The organism is Pseudomonas folii (genome assembly GCF_014357575.1).
Lineage (GTDB): Bacteria > Pseudomonadota > Gammaproteobacteria > Pseudomonadales > Pseudomonadaceae > Aquipseudomonas > Aquipseudomonas folii.
In genome coordinates this window covers 1-13082 of record NZ_JACONW010000144.1, presented here as the reverse complement: position 1 = coordinate 13082, position 13082 = coordinate 1, and the positions used below count along the sequence as shown (strand labels likewise).

The following is a 13082-nucleotide window of genomic DNA, read 5'->3' as shown; positions in this document are numbered from 1 at the left end:
GTTTGCTTGGCGACGTGCTCAATGTCGTGCCACGCCATCAACGCTTGATACCCACCGACTCCAGAAAACTGTCCCGCGCACTGTTCAGGTGAGCGAGCATGCACTGCCGGGCTTTTTCCGGGTCACGAGCCTTGAGTGCCGCCACCAGCGCCAGGTGCTCGTGACAGGCCGGCAGGAAGCGCTCGGGTATGCGGGTCAGGTTGCGCATGCGGATGCGTTTGTGGATTTCCCGGATGAAGTGGCTCAGGGACTGATTGCCGCAATGGGCAAGAATCAGCACATGGATGTCGTCATCCAGGTACAAGCCTTCATTTTCCCGTGACGGCCGGGCGACAACTTCCTGCAAGCGTCTTTCAATCTCGTCCAGCGGCGCCAGGGGGATATTCGTGGCTGCCAGCGCCGCTGCTTCGCTTTCCAGCATCAGCCGGATCGAGAGCAGTTCCAGATACTCAGTGATGTCCACTTCGCGAACCACCAGCAGGCCATTGGGCAGCAGTTGCAGAACACCTTCGCCCAGCAGTCGGCTGATCGCGGCGCGCATGGGAGTGCGGGAGACTTCAAAGCGCTCGGCGAGCTTGCGTTCTTCGATCAGATCGCCCGGTTCCAGGTGCCGACTGGCAATCAGATCGAACAACGCCTGATAGGTTTGCCGGGTCACGCTCTCGGCCGGGCGGCGGCTGGTGCCGCTGGGGCGCCGACTGCTGCCTTCGTCGGTCACTGAAGCGTCAAGATCGTTCATGGTGCTTCCTGCTTATGCATAGGGTTCGCGATCACTGCTCGTCGATGTGCGCTCAGTGCAATATATTGCCGAGAAACAGCCGCGCGCGCTCGGTTTGCGGCGCGCTGAAGAATTGCTCCGGCGCACTTTGCTCGACGATTTCTCCGGCGTCCATGAATACCACGCGATCAGCCACGGTGCGGGCAAAGCCCATCTCATGGGTGACGCAGACCATGGTCATGCCTTCTTTGGCGAGATCGACCATGACATCCAGCACTTCCTTGATCATTTCCGGATCGAGGGAGGAGGTTGGCTCATCGAATAGCATGACCCGGGGTTTCATGCACAGCGCCCGGGCAATCGCCACCCGCTGTTGCTGGCCGCCGGAAAGCTGCGACGGGTAGTGGTCGGCCCGATGAGCGATGTGTACGCGCTCCAGATAATGCCGGGCGCGCTCTTCGGCTTCGGCCTTGGGCAGTTTGCGGATCTGCACCGGGGCAATCATCAGGTTCTGCAATACCGTCAGGTGCGGGAACAGGTTGAACTGCTGGAACACCATGCCGACTTCCTGACGCACCTGATGCACATTTTTGGTCTTGGCGTTCAGATCGTGGCCATCGACCACGATGCGGCCTTTCTGGTGTGCTTCCAGTTGATTGATGCAGCGGATCATGGTCGATTTGCCAGAACCGGACGGACCGCAAACCACGATGCGTTCCCCTGGATTGACATGGAAATCGATGTTCCTGAGTACCTGGAATTCGCCGTACCACTTGTTGACGCCGATCAGCTGAATCATGGGTTCCGGGCTGGTCATAACTGTGTTCGTTGCGGTGTTCATTGAAGTTAATCCTCTGTGATCAGCCAGCCATCCAGCCGCCATCGACCAATAGGTTCTCACCGGTGATGAAGGTCGCTTCTTCACTGGCGAGGAAAAGCGCGGCATTGGCCACGTCGTCAGGGCGACCCAGACGCGGCAGGGCAGTGCGTGATTGTGAGTACGCGAGCATTTCAGGAGCGATGGCCCGGCCGGTCTTGCCGGTGAGGATTTTTCCCGGTGCCACGCCGTTGCAAATGATGCCTTGAGCGGCGTAGTCCACTGCAATCTGCCGGGTGATGTAAACCACGCCGGCCTTGGAGGTCCCGTAAGCCACATCTTGTGGACAGGCCACCATGCCGTGTTGCGAAGAAATATTGACGATACGACCCCGCACACCATCGCGCTCGGGCTGTTTGAGCATCGCCTCGACCACTTTGCGTGACATCAGGAATACGCCGGTCAGGTTGACGCCGATGACCCGGTTCCATTCATCCAGGCTGGTTTCGGTGAGCGGTTTGCCGACGCTGACGGCGGCGTCATTAATCAGCACGTCGATTTTGCCGTCACGTTCAATCAGCGCATCGACGGCCCGCTGAACATCGGCCTCGGAGGACACGTCCATGTCGACGTGATCGGCGACACAACCTTGCTCACGCAACAGGTCAATGGTCGGGGTTCCGCCTTCGCGCACTGTGGTGCTGAGGTCAGCCAGCAAAAGGCGAGCGCCTTCGGCGGCAAACCGCAGCGCGATGGCACGGCCGATGCCGGACGAGGCACCGGTGATGAGGATCGATTTATCAGTAAGACGGCCCATGCCGGAGTTCTCCAGTTAGCTGACAGTGATCTGTGATCGCCAGCGGATGTAGTCGGTTGCGGCCTCGGCCAGGGAATGAGCGGGAGACCAGTCGGTGTCCTGGCGCAGACGCTCGGTGGATAACGCCGGACGCGTGCCGGGCAATCCGTAGCGGACGGTGGCGTCTTCCGGGCACCGGGCGAGGGTCGCGGACCAGGTCGGCCAGCGTTCGTTCAGGTGCGCGCACCATTGCGACAGGTCGGTCTGAACCTCGCCGCCGACGTTGTAGAGCCTGTGCTTGAGGGTTGTGCAGTTCAGCAGCCGCGCCAGAGCGTCAGCGGCGTCACGGGAATAGATCCAGTCGGCCTGCAAGCTGTGTGGCAGGCAGGCCGACTGGTTGTTCAGGGCTGCTTCAAGGGTCTGGGTGTGGGGGCTCAACATGTCACGAACCCCGGTTGCGTATTCCCAAGGGCCAAAAACCGGTCCCAGCCGCGCGACGCAAAGATCCAGGTCATGCAGCTCGGCCATGCGCAGGGAGATTTGTTCAGAGGCCAGTTTGCTGATGCCATACAGGCCGGTGGGCTGCGGCCAGGCCTGATCCTCGCGGTACGTCGGGCCAGGTGGCGGTGTGAAGCCATAAACCGCCACCGAACTGAGCAGCAGCACCCGGCGCACTGACGGTTGCTCTGTGCAGGCCTGGACCAGCGCGACGGTGCCGTTGATGTTGACGTCCAGCACGGTGCTGGCATCGCGGGTCTCGCGTTGCAGGTCCGGGGTGATCGCGGCGGCGTGAACCACACGATCAACCGCATGCCGAGCCATGACGCTTTTTAACAAAGCCTTATCGCGAATATCGCCCGTGACCTGCTCCACGGCCCCTTCGGGCAGCGCGTCCAGCAGCGCCGACGGTGCTGGCTGGCGATCGAAGAGCACCACGGTTTGTCCGTCGCGCAACAGCTGTTCGGCCAGTGCCAGACCAATAAAACCACTGCCGCCAGTGATGAGAGTCGACATGACTGCTCCTGAAAATGGTGAAGGACGAACCTGCTTAGCGAGTGACCAGCATCCGGCGTTCCAGTCGGGCGACCCAGCGGGCGAACGGCCAGAGCAGCACAAAGAAGATCAGCGCAGCGGCCATCAAGGGCGTGGGGTTGTAAGTCTGTTCCTGAGCCACTCGCGCCGAGCGCAGCAGTTCGGGCAGCGCCACCATTGCGGCGATGGATGTGGTCTTCACCAGTTCCAAAGAGTTGCCCGCCAGGGGCGCGAACACATTACGGATCGCCTGAGGCAGAACGATCATCACCGCCAGCCGGAGCGGGCGAAAACCCAAGGCCCGTGCCGCTTCGTATTGACCGTTGGGGATCGATTTGACCCCGGTACGAAAGATCTCGCCGAAATAGCCGGAGTGGTTGAGCACCATGGCCAGCACCGCGGCGTTGAACCCACTGATCTGCCAGCCCACGGAAGGCAGGCCGAAGTAGATCAGCACCAGCAGTACTACCACGGGAAACGAGCGACAAATGTCGATATAGACCAGCACGGCTCCGCGCAGAGGCCGAATATCGAAGCTGTAGAGAATCGCCAGCAGCAGACCCGCAAGAAGCGCCAGGGGCAGGGTGACGATGCTCAACAGAAAGGTCAGTTTCAGCCCCTGAAGCAGCAGCGGATAGATCATCAGCAGCGAATCGAGGTTGGCGAAGTTCTCGAGAAACATATCCATGGCGATATCAGCGACCTTTGTGGCTGGAGTGTTCGAGCCAGCGGCTCAGGATCACCAGCGGGATGAACAACAGCAGATAGAACCCGGCTGCCAGCGTCAGCGGTGACGGATTGGCCACGATGGACATGTAACTCTGGGCCTGACCCAGGGTTTCCGGCAGTGACACGGCCGTGCCCAGCGCGGTGCCTTTGCTGATGGAGATCGCCCGGTTGGTCAGCAGCGGCACGGCCATGCGAATCGCCTGTGGCAACACGATCATGAACAATGTGCGCAACCGGCCGAAACCCAACGCCTGTGCGGCGTCGGTCTGGCCTTTAGGTAGCGCTTGCATGCAAGAGACAAAGATCTCGCAGGCAAACGCCGACAGCACAGCGCCCAGCGCGAGCACCGTGGTCACCAGTGGCGACAGCGTCACGCCCATGTATGGCATGCCGAAGTACAGGAAGATGATGATCACCAACTGCGGCAAGGTGCGGAACACATCGACGTAGAAGGTGATCAGGCCGTTGACCCCGCGCAGTTGCAACGAGCGCAGAATCGCCAGGGCCAGTCCGCTGGTCAGGCCGAAGACAATCACCAGCAACGACACCAGCACGGTCAGCCCGAACCCAGGCAGCATGGCGGGCAGGGCACCAACCATGACCGGCAGATTGAAGAAGTTTTCGATCAACGCGTCCATTCAAGCTTCGCCTTTAGCCTGCTTCAATTGCATACCGGTGCCGGGGACGTCGCCACGTAGCCTTTGAAGCCCGGAGCGCCGTAGCCTGGATAGACAGTGGTCACCGCGGAGCCGTCTTCAGGTTTGGCGCCGTACCATTTCTCGTGCAGACGGGCCATGGTGCCGTCCATCTTCATGCACTTGATGACGTCGTCGACCTTGTTGCGGTACTCCACGTTGTCGAGTCGGAAGGCGTAGCCGAAGTTGCGGGGTGAGCTGAGGTCCTTGAACGCCACCTTGATCGCTTTGTTCTTGCTGGCGGCGTAGACAGTGGTCGGCACTTCGTTGATGGCTGTGAATGCGCGGTTGGTCATCAACGCCTGTACGGTGTCGGGGAAGGTGTCGTAGCGCTGCACGTTGAAGCCATACTTCTCGGCGTTCGCGGTGGCCCATGTGTCGGACATGGTGCCGCGATTGACCGCCACATCCTTGCCTTTGAGGTCATCGAAGCCCTTCATGTCGTTGGCCGCTTTAACCATGAAGCCGTTGCCGGTGGACATGATTGGTTGCGAGAACAACATCCGCTCCGAGCGCTCGGCGGTGATGGTGGTCGGGTTGACGGTGAACTCGATACGCTTGGAAAACAGCCCGGCGAACAGCCCCGAGAAGTTGATATCCACGATCTCGACACCCGGACGCTTCAGGCGTTTGGAGATCTCGCTGACCAGATCGACGCCGAAACCTTCCGGTCCGTTCGTTCCGCGCATGATCCACGGTGCCACGCCAAAGTCGCTGCCTACGATCAGCGGTTTGTCTTGCGGGTGTTCGGATTCTTCTGCATGCAATCCAGCGGATGCCAGCAACAGGCTGGACGTGCAGATCAACAGCGCCTTGCGAAATACTCGATTCATGGCCACGGGGTCGTCCTGTCTTTGAAGGTTAGAGCCTGGGGTAAAGGCCTGGAGGTAAAGGCTTGGAGGTCAATGTGTCAGGTCAGGCGCCGTGTTCGGCGTACCAGTGTCGGGCGAGGTCGAGCCTGCGGCAGACCCAGACCTGATCGTGCCGTTGCACATAGTCGAGAAAGCGTGCCAGTCCGGCGGCGCGCCCCGGATGGCCGACCACTCGCGTATGCAAGCCCACCGACATCATCTTCGGCGCGGTCAGGCCTTCGGCGTAGAGCATGTCGAAGCTGTCGCGCAGGTATTCGAAAAACTGCTGCCCCGTGCTCATGCCGCCGCGAATGAACTTAGCGTCGTTGTTTGCCAGGCTATAAGGCAGGATCAGGTGGGTTTTTGAGTCAGCACGGTGCCAATAGGGCAGCTCGTCGTTATAGGCGTCGCTGTCATACAGAAAGCCGCCTTCTTCCATCAGCAGACGTCGGGTATTGAGCCCGGCGCCATAACGGCAATACCAGCCATACGGACGCTCGCCGGTGGTTTCAGTGATGCTTTGTACCGTGCGCCGTATGCGTTCGCGCTCTTCGGTTTCGCTCAGGAGTTGATGGCGTTCCCACTTCCAGCCATGGGCGCAGACGTCGTAGTTGAGATCGCGGATGGTCTGAGCCACCTCGGGGTTACGCTCCAGCGCCAATGCACAGCCATAAACCGTGGCGGGCATGCCGCGTTCCGCGAGCAGGCGGGACAGACGCCAGAAACCCACCCGGCTGCCGTATTCGAACATTGATTCGGCGGCCAGATCACGCCCCTCGAACGAGCCGGCTCCGCCTTCGGTCAGGCCCGACTCGGTGAACCCGTCACCGTCGTCTATGGAAGGCTCTGAACCTTCCTCGTAATTGATCACGAAGTTCAGCGCAATCCGCGCTCTGCCTGGCCAGTTCGGATGCGGCGGGTTGGCGCCATAGCCAATGAAATCACGGGTGTGTTGTGTCATCCGGGTCAAGCCTCCAGCAGTTCGATGGACGTTTGCAGCGGGGTGAAGACGTCGTCGTTCTGTTCCCCGGTGAAGGCCATGGACACCACGAACTGGGCACGCGCCTCAAGCACTGAAAGACCGTGGTGCCAGACGTTGCGCTTATAGGTCACGCCCTGATCGCCGTTGGCGCGGAATGCCTGTAAGGTGTGCAGATCGGGCAGGCCACTGTCGTCGGCGTGGCAAACCACCACCAGATAAGGACAGGCATTGAGGGGAATGAACGTCTGAGCCGAGAAAGGGTGACGCTCCAGTGCCTTCAGTGTCAGCGGCAAGGTCACCGCCTGTTGCACGGTGGCGATCCACAACTGTGGCTCACTGGCATGTTCGGTGCGTTCAACAGCGCCGGTGACATGTTGACGACGCGGCCCGTCACCCAGTTGGACGACATTTCCAAAAGGCGCGAACGCTTCTGCGGTGAGGGGCTTTAACACCAACTGCGGCGGGCAGGCTGACGGAGAACTCATGAGCTGGAAGCCTTGATCAACGAGTGTTTATATCTGGATACAGGTGGTATCCCACTTGTATCTCGATAAAGCAGTATTGATGCCAAGGTATCTGCGGTTGAGCTAACTAACTGATTAAAATGGGTTTAGTCGGATTTTAAGAAGGGCGATGGTGAAGTTTTTCAGGGGGAGGTGCACCAGCAAGTGCAGGCAGTGCGCCGCTTTGAGTCACTGACCAGGCTGTCGGAGCGAGTCAGAGACCTGTAGGAGCGCACGAGCACCGCGACGCGGCGATAGCGGTATGCCTGACATACCGCCATCGCCGCGTCGCGGTGCTCGTGCGCTCCTACAGAAAAGGCATTTCAATTCAGGCATGGGGGTTATGCCGAAACAGACATTCGCGCAAGTCAGGTCACTTACTGCCGCTCGACCCACCTTCGCCACCGCCACCACTGCCGCCCATGCCTTGATCATTCTTCATTCCGCCGCCTTCTGCGCCGCCTTTCTGCGGTTCGGGATCCATGCCTTTGGTGCCTGGGCTTGTGCCTTCAGCACCTGATGAACTGCCGTCGGTGTTTTTCTTCAGGACAGGAGGCGGGGTCTTGGCCGAGCCATCCACAGGGTTGGTCGGGCCGGTGGAGCCAGCCATGGCCGCGCCGGTCGCCACTGTCATAAGGCTGGCCAGCGCCAGCGCCGTCAATCTGGACTTGTTCATGAGATGCGTCTCCATTGTTGTTAGGGGGTTACTTGCATTGGTGCATGGGGTAGTGAAATAGGTGCCGAAAGCCCCGACCAATGGCGTATCGCTCTTCAGTTGTAAGAATAGTGGCGTAGAGCTAGTAGCGGGGTAGGCATGCCTTGAAAACCCTTGAACCCTTGATTTTATTGCGCGAAACCCCCTTTCTCAGGGGTTTCCTTGTAAGCCAAAACCTACATAAAAAGTCTTTGGAGGACACAACTCGACTGATTGTCATGAAACCGAAACATTTGAGGGTTTAAATCCGCATCGGGCCTTCCCATGGACGGGCCACCAAATTCCCCTTGTTGAGGTATCGCCGTGATTCTGCTGACTAAAAAACGCTTGTCGGTTCTGCTCGCTTCGATGTGCCTGAGTGGCATGGCTCATGCGGTAGACGTAACAGGCGCTGGTTCGAGTTTCGTCTTCCCGGTTATCTCTGCGTGGTCGCAGGACTACAGCAAGTCTGCCGACAACCGTATCAACTACCAGTCGATCGGTTCCGGTGGCGGTATCGCTCAAATCAAGGCCGCGACCGTTGACTTCGGCGCATCCGATGCTCCTCTGTCTGCCGAAGACCTGGAAAAAGGCGGTTTGGGTCAATTCCCGAGCGTGATCGGCGGCATCGTGCCAATCATCAACGTTGAAGGTATCGAACCTGGTCAACTGAAGCTGGACGGCCCGACGCTGGCCAAGATTTTCATGGGTGAAATCAAGAAGTGGAACGATCCAGCCATCGTTGCCTTGAACCCTGAGTTGAAAGACAAACTGAAAGACCAGGCCATCACCGTGGTTCACCGTTCGGACGGTTCGGGTACCTCTTACAACTTCACCAACTACCTGAGCAAAGTCAGCCCGGAGTGGAACGAGAAGCTGAAGTTCGGTTCGACCGTGCAATGGCCGGCCGGTGTAGGCGGCAAGGGTAGCGAAGGTGTTTCCGCCTACGTGAAGCAGATCAAAGGTTCGATCGGCTACGTTGAGCACTCTTACGCCGAGACCAACAAACTGTCTTACACCCAGCTGAAAAACGCTGCTGGCAAGTACATCAAGCCTGACGCCAAAGCATTCGCGGCTGCGGCTGACACTGCCGATTGGGGCAGCGTCAAGGACTTCAACCTGATCATGACCAACGCTCCGGGCGAAGCCGCATGGCCGATCACCGCAACGACCTGGATCATCATGTACAAGAAGGCCAAGAACCCTGAGCAAAGCGCTGCTGCGTTCGACTTCTTCAAATGGTCCCTGGAAAACGGTCAGAAACAAGCCGAAGGCCTGTCTTACGTAGCCCTGCCAAAAGCACTGGTCAGCAAGGTTGAAGACTACTGGAAAACCGAGTTCACCAAGTAATTCGACGTTTCTCCGGCTCACCCCTGTCATCGTGAAGCGATGACAGGGTTTCTTTGCGAGTGGACCCAAGATGACTGAAAACACCCAATATTTGTCCGCTGCGATCCCTGCGTCCGTAACCGAGGGTGAACGCCGAGCGGCTCGCGATCAACGTCACGACCGCTGGTTCAAGCGCACTATGTGCGGTGCGGCAATGCTCGTTCTGGCGTTGCTCGGCTGTATCGCTCTTTCGACCTTGTGGGGCGGCAGCCTTGCATTCCAGACGTTCGGTTTTGGCTTTCTGACCAGCACCGAGTGGAACGTGGTTGATGGCAAGTTTGGTGCACTGGTACCGATCTACGGTACGTTGGTGACCTCTTTTCTGGCTTTGCTGATCGCCGTTCCGGTGAGCTTCGGCATTGCGATTTTTCTGACTGAAGTAGCGCCGCCCTGGTTGCGCCTGCCGATCTCTTCGGCTATCGAACTGCTGGCGGGTATTCCTTCGATCATCTACGGCATGTGGGGCCTGTTCGTGTTCGGTCCTTACATGGCTGAACATATCGCACCGTGGATCAATGAAAACCTGGGCGAACTGCCCTTTATCGGCCCCATGTTTCAGGGGCCACCGTTGGGTATCGGCATGCTCACCGCCGGCATCGTGCTGGCGATCATGATCACGCCATTCATTACCTCGGTGATGGTCGAAGTATTCAAAAGCGTACCGACCACTCTTAAAGAGTCTGCATATGCCCTGGGCGGCACGACCTGGGAAGTGGTCTGGGACATCGTTCTGCCTTACACCCGCTCCGCAGTAGTCGGCGGCATCTTCCTCGGGCTGGGCCGCGCACTGGGTGAAACCATGGCGGTGACCTTCGTGTTGGGCAACTCCCACCAGTTCTCGGCGTCGCTGATGATGCCAAGCAGTTCGATTGCTTCGGTAATCGCCAACGAGTTCAACGAGGCATACACCGACCTGCATCGCTCGTCGCTGATTGCCCTGGGCTTCCTGCTGTTCGTAGTGACCTTCATCGTGCTGGCCCTGGCTCGCATCATGCTGTCGCGTCTGTCCCGCAAGGAGGGGTTATGAGTAAGGATGTGACTGGCAACGAGAGCTTGTACCGGGTTCGCGATCTCAAGAACAAGGCTGCAATGGTCCTCAGTTGTGCCGCGACGGCGTTCGGCCTGTTGTGGCTGGTGTGGATTCTGCTGACCACCATCATCAATGGCGTGGATGCATTGAACCTGCGCCTGTTCAGCGGCATGACCCCGCCGCCGGGTGTTGAAGGCGGTCTGGCCAACGCCTTTTACGGCAGCGTACTGATGTCCGGCATCGGTCTGTTGATCGGTACGCCGATAGGCCTGATGGCTGGCGTGTGGCTGGCGGAGTTCGCCCGCTACTCGAAACTCGGCAACGCGGTGCGCTTCGTCAACGACATTCTGTTGTCCGCCCCTTCGATCGTTCTCGGCCTGTTTGTCTACACCGCGGTGATCCTGCCGCTCAATGAGTGGACCGATCACAAGGTGGGCTTCTCGGCAATTGCCGGTGCGCTGGCGCTGGCGCTGCTGGTGATCCCCGTGGTGGTGCGCACCACCGATGAAATGCTTCAACTACAACCTTCAACCATGCGCGAAGCCGCGCTGGCCCTGGGTGTGCCGCAATGGAAGCTGACCCTGCAGATCGTACTGCGTGCCGCCAAGGCGGGTGTGGTCACAGGCGTTCTGCTGGCGCTGGCCCGTATCACCGGTGAAACCGCGCCGCTGTTGTTCACCGCATTCGGCAATCAGTTCTGGAGCAGCGATCTGCTCAAGCCGATGGCCAGCGTACCGGTCGTGGTGTTCCAGTACGCCATGAGCCCATTCGACGATTGGCACTCTCTGGCTTGGGCTGGCGCTCTGGTCATGACGATGTTCGTGCTGGTCCTCAGCCTCGCTTCCCGCTTAATTCTTTTGCGCAATAGGGCGTCTTGATGAATAACCTTTCCCTTGCCAATGAAAAAACCAAGATTCAAGTTCGTGGTCTGGAGTTTTTCTACAACGAACAGAAGTCGCTGAAATCCATCGACATGATCATCCCGGAAAAACGCATCACCGCGATCATCGGTCCTTCGGGTTGCGGCAAGTCGACACTGCTGCGCGTGTTCAACCGTATCTACGCGATGTACCCGAAGCAGGAAGCGAAAGGTGAAGTGCTGCTCAACGGCGAGAACATCCTGGCGCCGGGCTACTCGATGAACCGCCTGCGCAGCCACGTAGGTATGGTGTTCCAGAAGCCGGTGCCGTTCCCGATGTCGATCTTCGACAACATCTCCTACGCCATCAAACACCACGAAAAGCTGTCACGTCGTGAAATGGAAGATCGCGTGGAAGAGGCACTGCGCGGTGCCGCGTTGTGGGACGAAGTCAAAGACAAGCTCAACAAGAGCGCCACCGGTTTGTCCGGTGGTCAGCAGCAGCGTCTGTGCATTGCCCGCACCATCGCGCTGCGTCCGCAAGTGTTGTTGCTCGATGAACCGACTTCAGCCCTCGATCCGATTTCCACTGGCCGTATCGAGCAGCTGATCACTGAACTCAAAGAGCAGTTCACGGTGATCATCGTGACTCACAACATGCAGCAGGCGGCCCGTTGCTCGGACTACACCGCGTTCATGTTCATGGGCGAACTGATCGAACACGGCGACACTGACACCATCTTCACCAAGCCGTCGAAAAGCCAGACCGAAGACTACATCACTGGCCGTTTCGGCTGATTTCCCTTCTCAGAGAATCGGGGAGACCCTGTCGCGGTCTCCCATGAATTCTTCCAGTCGACTGCGCAGCCAGCGCTCAGCCGGGTCGGTGTCCATGACGCTCAACCAGGTCATGGACAGCTCCAGATTGGGCGTGATGAAGGGCAGGGGTTCGCCATACAGCCTGCCGGTATTGATCATTGCCTGAGTCAGGTGGTCCGGCAGATTGCACAGCAAATCAGTGCCCGCCATCAGCGCGGGCAATGTGCTGTATTGCGGAACGGACAGCACGGCATGCCGCTTGCGGCCAATAGCATCCAGCCATTCATCCGCGAAGCTGCTGATATTGGCCACATGCGACACCACCACATGCGGGCGTGAGCAGTACTCGTCCAGCGTCATGGGCGTAGCCGATTTGTCGGCGCGGACCACCATCGGCTGTATCGAGCGCAGCAGTTTGCGTTTGGCATTGGCGGGCAGCTCTCGCGTCAGGCACACGCCGACGGTGACTTCGCCGGACATGAGCAATTCCGAGATATTCCAGTAGTTGACCTGCTTGATGACGAGGACCACGCCGGGTGCTTCTTCACGAATCGCGCGTAGCAAGGCGGGCATGAGGCTGTATTCGACGTCATCCGAAAGGCCGATTCGGAAGGTCATGTCGCTGCTTGCCGGGTCGAACTCGCGGGTCAGGCTCAGGGCGACGGACATGGCGTCCAGCGCGGGCGACAGGTGATGGATGATCTCCTGTGCTCTGGCCGTGGGTTCCATGCGATGGCCGACGCGAATGAACAGCGGATCATTGAACAGCGCCCTTAGCCGGTTGAGGGCGGCGCTGATGGTGGGTTGGCCTAGAAACAGCTTTTCAGCAGCGCGCGTGACGTTGCGTTCTTGCATCAAGGTTTCGAAAACCACCATCAGGTTGATGTCGGCCTTGCGCAGTTCGTTTCGGTTCATTGGGCTGGCGATCCGGGAGGGCTTTTAGCGTTATGGGGTCAAGCTAACAGTTACAGGCTGTAGCGCTCAAGCTGCGTGTTGGGTTTAGTGTCGATACCGGGGTTGGGGTGTATATCCGTTATTTCGGTTGCTGCTGATATTGGTTGCGCTTTTACAGCGCCTCACTTTTGAAATCCGGAAGCCGGCCCAGACAAAAGTAAGCAAAACGCTCTTGCCCCACCACTGGGTGCCTCGCTGTCGCTCGGCATACCCG

Annotated in this window: 15 protein-coding genes; 4 read left to right on the top strand and 11 right to left on the bottom strand. The window is 58.9% G+C overall.

Going from position 1 to position 13082, the window contains the following annotated elements:
- Nucleotides 1-37 precede the first annotated feature (37 nt).
- The 10 genes from H8S59_RS22090 to H8S59_RS22045 all read right to left on the bottom strand — a co-directional run bounded on the left by H8S59_RS22090 (nucleotide 38) and on the right by H8S59_RS22045 (nucleotide 7799).
- Nucleotides 38-739 (bottom strand): GntR family transcriptional regulator, encoded by a 702-nt coding sequence (locus H8S59_RS22090; RefSeq protein WP_187522803.1) that lies wholly within the window; start codon nucleotides 737-739, stop codon nucleotides 38-40.
- A gap of 52 nt (nucleotides 740-791) precedes the next feature.
- On the bottom strand, nucleotides 792-1559 hold the full coding sequence (locus H8S59_RS22085; protein WP_281391342.1) for an amino acid ABC transporter ATP-binding protein: 768 nt from the start codon (nucleotides 1557-1559) through the stop codon (nucleotides 792-794).
- A gap of 19 nt (nucleotides 1560-1578) precedes the next feature.
- On the bottom strand, nucleotides 1579-2352 hold the full coding sequence (locus tag H8S59_RS22080; RefSeq protein WP_087263864.1) for an SDR family NAD(P)-dependent oxidoreductase: 774 nt from the start codon (nucleotides 2350-2352) through the stop codon (nucleotides 1579-1581).
- Nucleotides 2353-2367: 15 nt separating this feature from the next.
- On the bottom strand, nucleotides 2368-3345 hold the full coding sequence (locus tag H8S59_RS22075; RefSeq protein ID WP_187522802.1) for an NAD-dependent epimerase/dehydratase family protein: 978 nt from the start codon (nucleotides 3343-3345) through the stop codon (nucleotides 2368-2370).
- A 34-nt stretch (nucleotides 3346-3379) separates the two neighbouring features.
- Nucleotides 3380-4051: an amino acid ABC transporter permease gene (locus H8S59_RS22070; protein WP_087263868.1), complete on the bottom strand. Its 672-nt coding sequence runs from the start codon at nucleotides 4049-4051 to the stop codon at nucleotides 3380-3382.
- Between the two features lie 7 nt (nucleotides 4052-4058).
- Nucleotides 4059-4730: an amino acid ABC transporter permease gene (locus H8S59_RS22065; protein WP_087263870.1), complete on the bottom strand. Its 672-nt coding sequence runs from the start codon at nucleotides 4728-4730 to the stop codon at nucleotides 4059-4061.
- A 23-nt stretch (nucleotides 4731-4753) separates the two neighbouring features.
- The gene (locus H8S59_RS22060) at nucleotides 4754-5620 is read right to left on the bottom strand and encodes a substrate-binding periplasmic protein (RefSeq protein WP_187522801.1); all 867 of its coding nucleotides are present in this window, start codon (nucleotides 5618-5620) and stop codon (nucleotides 4754-4756) included.
- Nucleotides 5621-5702: 82 nt separating this feature from the next.
- On the bottom strand, nucleotides 5703-6599 hold the full coding sequence (locus tag H8S59_RS22055; protein WP_187522800.1) for an allantoinase PuuE: 897 nt from the start codon (nucleotides 6597-6599) through the stop codon (nucleotides 5703-5705).
- A 5-nt stretch (nucleotides 6600-6604) separates the two neighbouring features.
- Nucleotides 6605-7105: an ureidoglycolate lyase gene (locus H8S59_RS22050; protein WP_187522799.1), complete on the bottom strand. Its 501-nt coding sequence runs from the start codon at nucleotides 7103-7105 to the stop codon at nucleotides 6605-6607.
- A 391-nt stretch (nucleotides 7106-7496) separates the two neighbouring features.
- Complete coding sequence (locus H8S59_RS22045) at nucleotides 7497-7799, bottom strand: hypothetical protein (RefSeq protein ID WP_095098859.1); 303 nt, start codon at nucleotides 7797-7799, stop codon at nucleotides 7497-7499.
- Nucleotides 7800-8141: 342 nt separating this feature from the next.
- Between H8S59_RS22045 and pstS the strand changes: the two genes are divergently transcribed.
- From pstS to pstB, 4 genes are all read left to right on the top strand, one after another.
- Nucleotides 8142-9167: a phosphate ABC transporter substrate-binding protein PstS gene (pstS, locus tag H8S59_RS22040; RefSeq protein ID WP_095098862.1), complete on the top strand. Its 1026-nt coding sequence runs from the start codon at nucleotides 8142-8144 to the stop codon at nucleotides 9165-9167.
- Between the two features lie 70 nt (nucleotides 9168-9237).
- On the top strand, nucleotides 9238-10233 hold the full coding sequence (pstC, locus tag H8S59_RS22035) for a phosphate ABC transporter permease subunit PstC (protein WP_095098864.1): 996 nt from the start codon (nucleotides 9238-9240) through the stop codon (nucleotides 10231-10233).
- Nucleotides 10230-11114, top strand: coding sequence for a phosphate ABC transporter permease PstA (pstA, locus tag H8S59_RS22030; protein WP_095098866.1), 885 nt, complete (start codon nucleotides 10230-10232; stop codon nucleotides 11112-11114). The genes pstC and pstA overlap by 4 nt, the downstream gene beginning before the upstream one ends.
- The gene (pstB, locus tag H8S59_RS22025) at nucleotides 11114-11893 is read left to right on the top strand and encodes a phosphate ABC transporter ATP-binding protein PstB (protein WP_087263883.1); all 780 of its coding nucleotides are present in this window, start codon (nucleotides 11114-11116) and stop codon (nucleotides 11891-11893) included. The genes pstA and pstB overlap by 1 nt, the downstream gene beginning before the upstream one ends.
- 9 nt (nucleotides 11894-11902) lie before the next feature.
- Here pstB and H8S59_RS22020 read toward each other — a convergent pair whose 3' ends face one another.
- A complete protein-coding gene (locus H8S59_RS22020) occupies nucleotides 11903-12829 on the bottom strand; it encodes a LysR family transcriptional regulator (protein WP_095098869.1) in 927 nt (308 codons plus the stop codon).
- Nucleotides 12830-13082: the final 253 nt, after the last annotated feature.

Coding starts and splice junctions, on each gene's coding strand:
- H8S59_RS22090 (WP_187522803.1), bottom strand. CDS start 739: ATGAACGATCTTGACGCTTCAGTGACCGACGAAGGCAGCAGTCGGCGC.
- H8S59_RS22085 (WP_281391342.1), bottom strand. CDS start 1,559: ATGAACACCGCAACGAACACAGTTATGACCAGCCCGGAACCCATGATT.
- H8S59_RS22080 (WP_087263864.1), bottom strand. CDS start 2,352: ATGGGCCGTCTTACTGATAAATCGATCCTCATCACCGGTGCCTCGTCC.
- H8S59_RS22075 (WP_187522802.1), bottom strand. CDS start 3,345: ATGTCGACTCTCATCACTGGCGGCAGTGGTTTTATTGGTCTGGCACTG.
- H8S59_RS22070 (WP_087263868.1), bottom strand. CDS start 4,051: ATGGATATGTTTCTCGAGAACTTCGCCAACCTCGATTCGCTGCTGATG.
- H8S59_RS22065 (WP_087263870.1), bottom strand. CDS start 4,730: ATGGACGCGTTGATCGAAAACTTCTTCAATCTGCCGGTCATGGTTGGT.
- H8S59_RS22060 (WP_187522801.1), bottom strand. CDS start 5,620: ATGAATCGAGTATTTCGCAAGGCGCTGTTGATCTGCACGTCCAGCCTG.
- H8S59_RS22055 (WP_187522800.1), bottom strand. CDS start 6,599: ATGACACAACACACCCGTGATTTCATTGGCTATGGCGCCAACCCGCCG.
- H8S59_RS22050 (WP_187522799.1), bottom strand. CDS start 7,105: ATGAGTTCTCCGTCAGCCTGCCCGCCGCAGTTGGTGTTAAAGCCCCTC.
- H8S59_RS22045 (WP_095098859.1), bottom strand. CDS start 7,799: ATGAACAAGTCCAGATTGACGGCGCTGGCGCTGGCCAGCCTTATGACA.
- pstC (WP_095098864.1), top strand. CDS start 9,238: ATGACTGAAAACACCCAATATTTGTCCGCTGCGATCCCTGCGTCCGTA.
- pstA (WP_095098866.1), top strand. CDS start 10,230: ATGAGTAAGGATGTGACTGGCAACGAGAGCTTGTACCGGGTTCGCGAT.
- pstB (WP_087263883.1), top strand. CDS start 11,114: ATGAATAACCTTTCCCTTGCCAATGAAAAAACCAAGATTCAAGTTCGT.
- H8S59_RS22020 (WP_095098869.1), bottom strand. CDS start 12,829: ATGAACCGAAACGAACTGCGCAAGGCCGACATCAACCTGATGGTGGTT.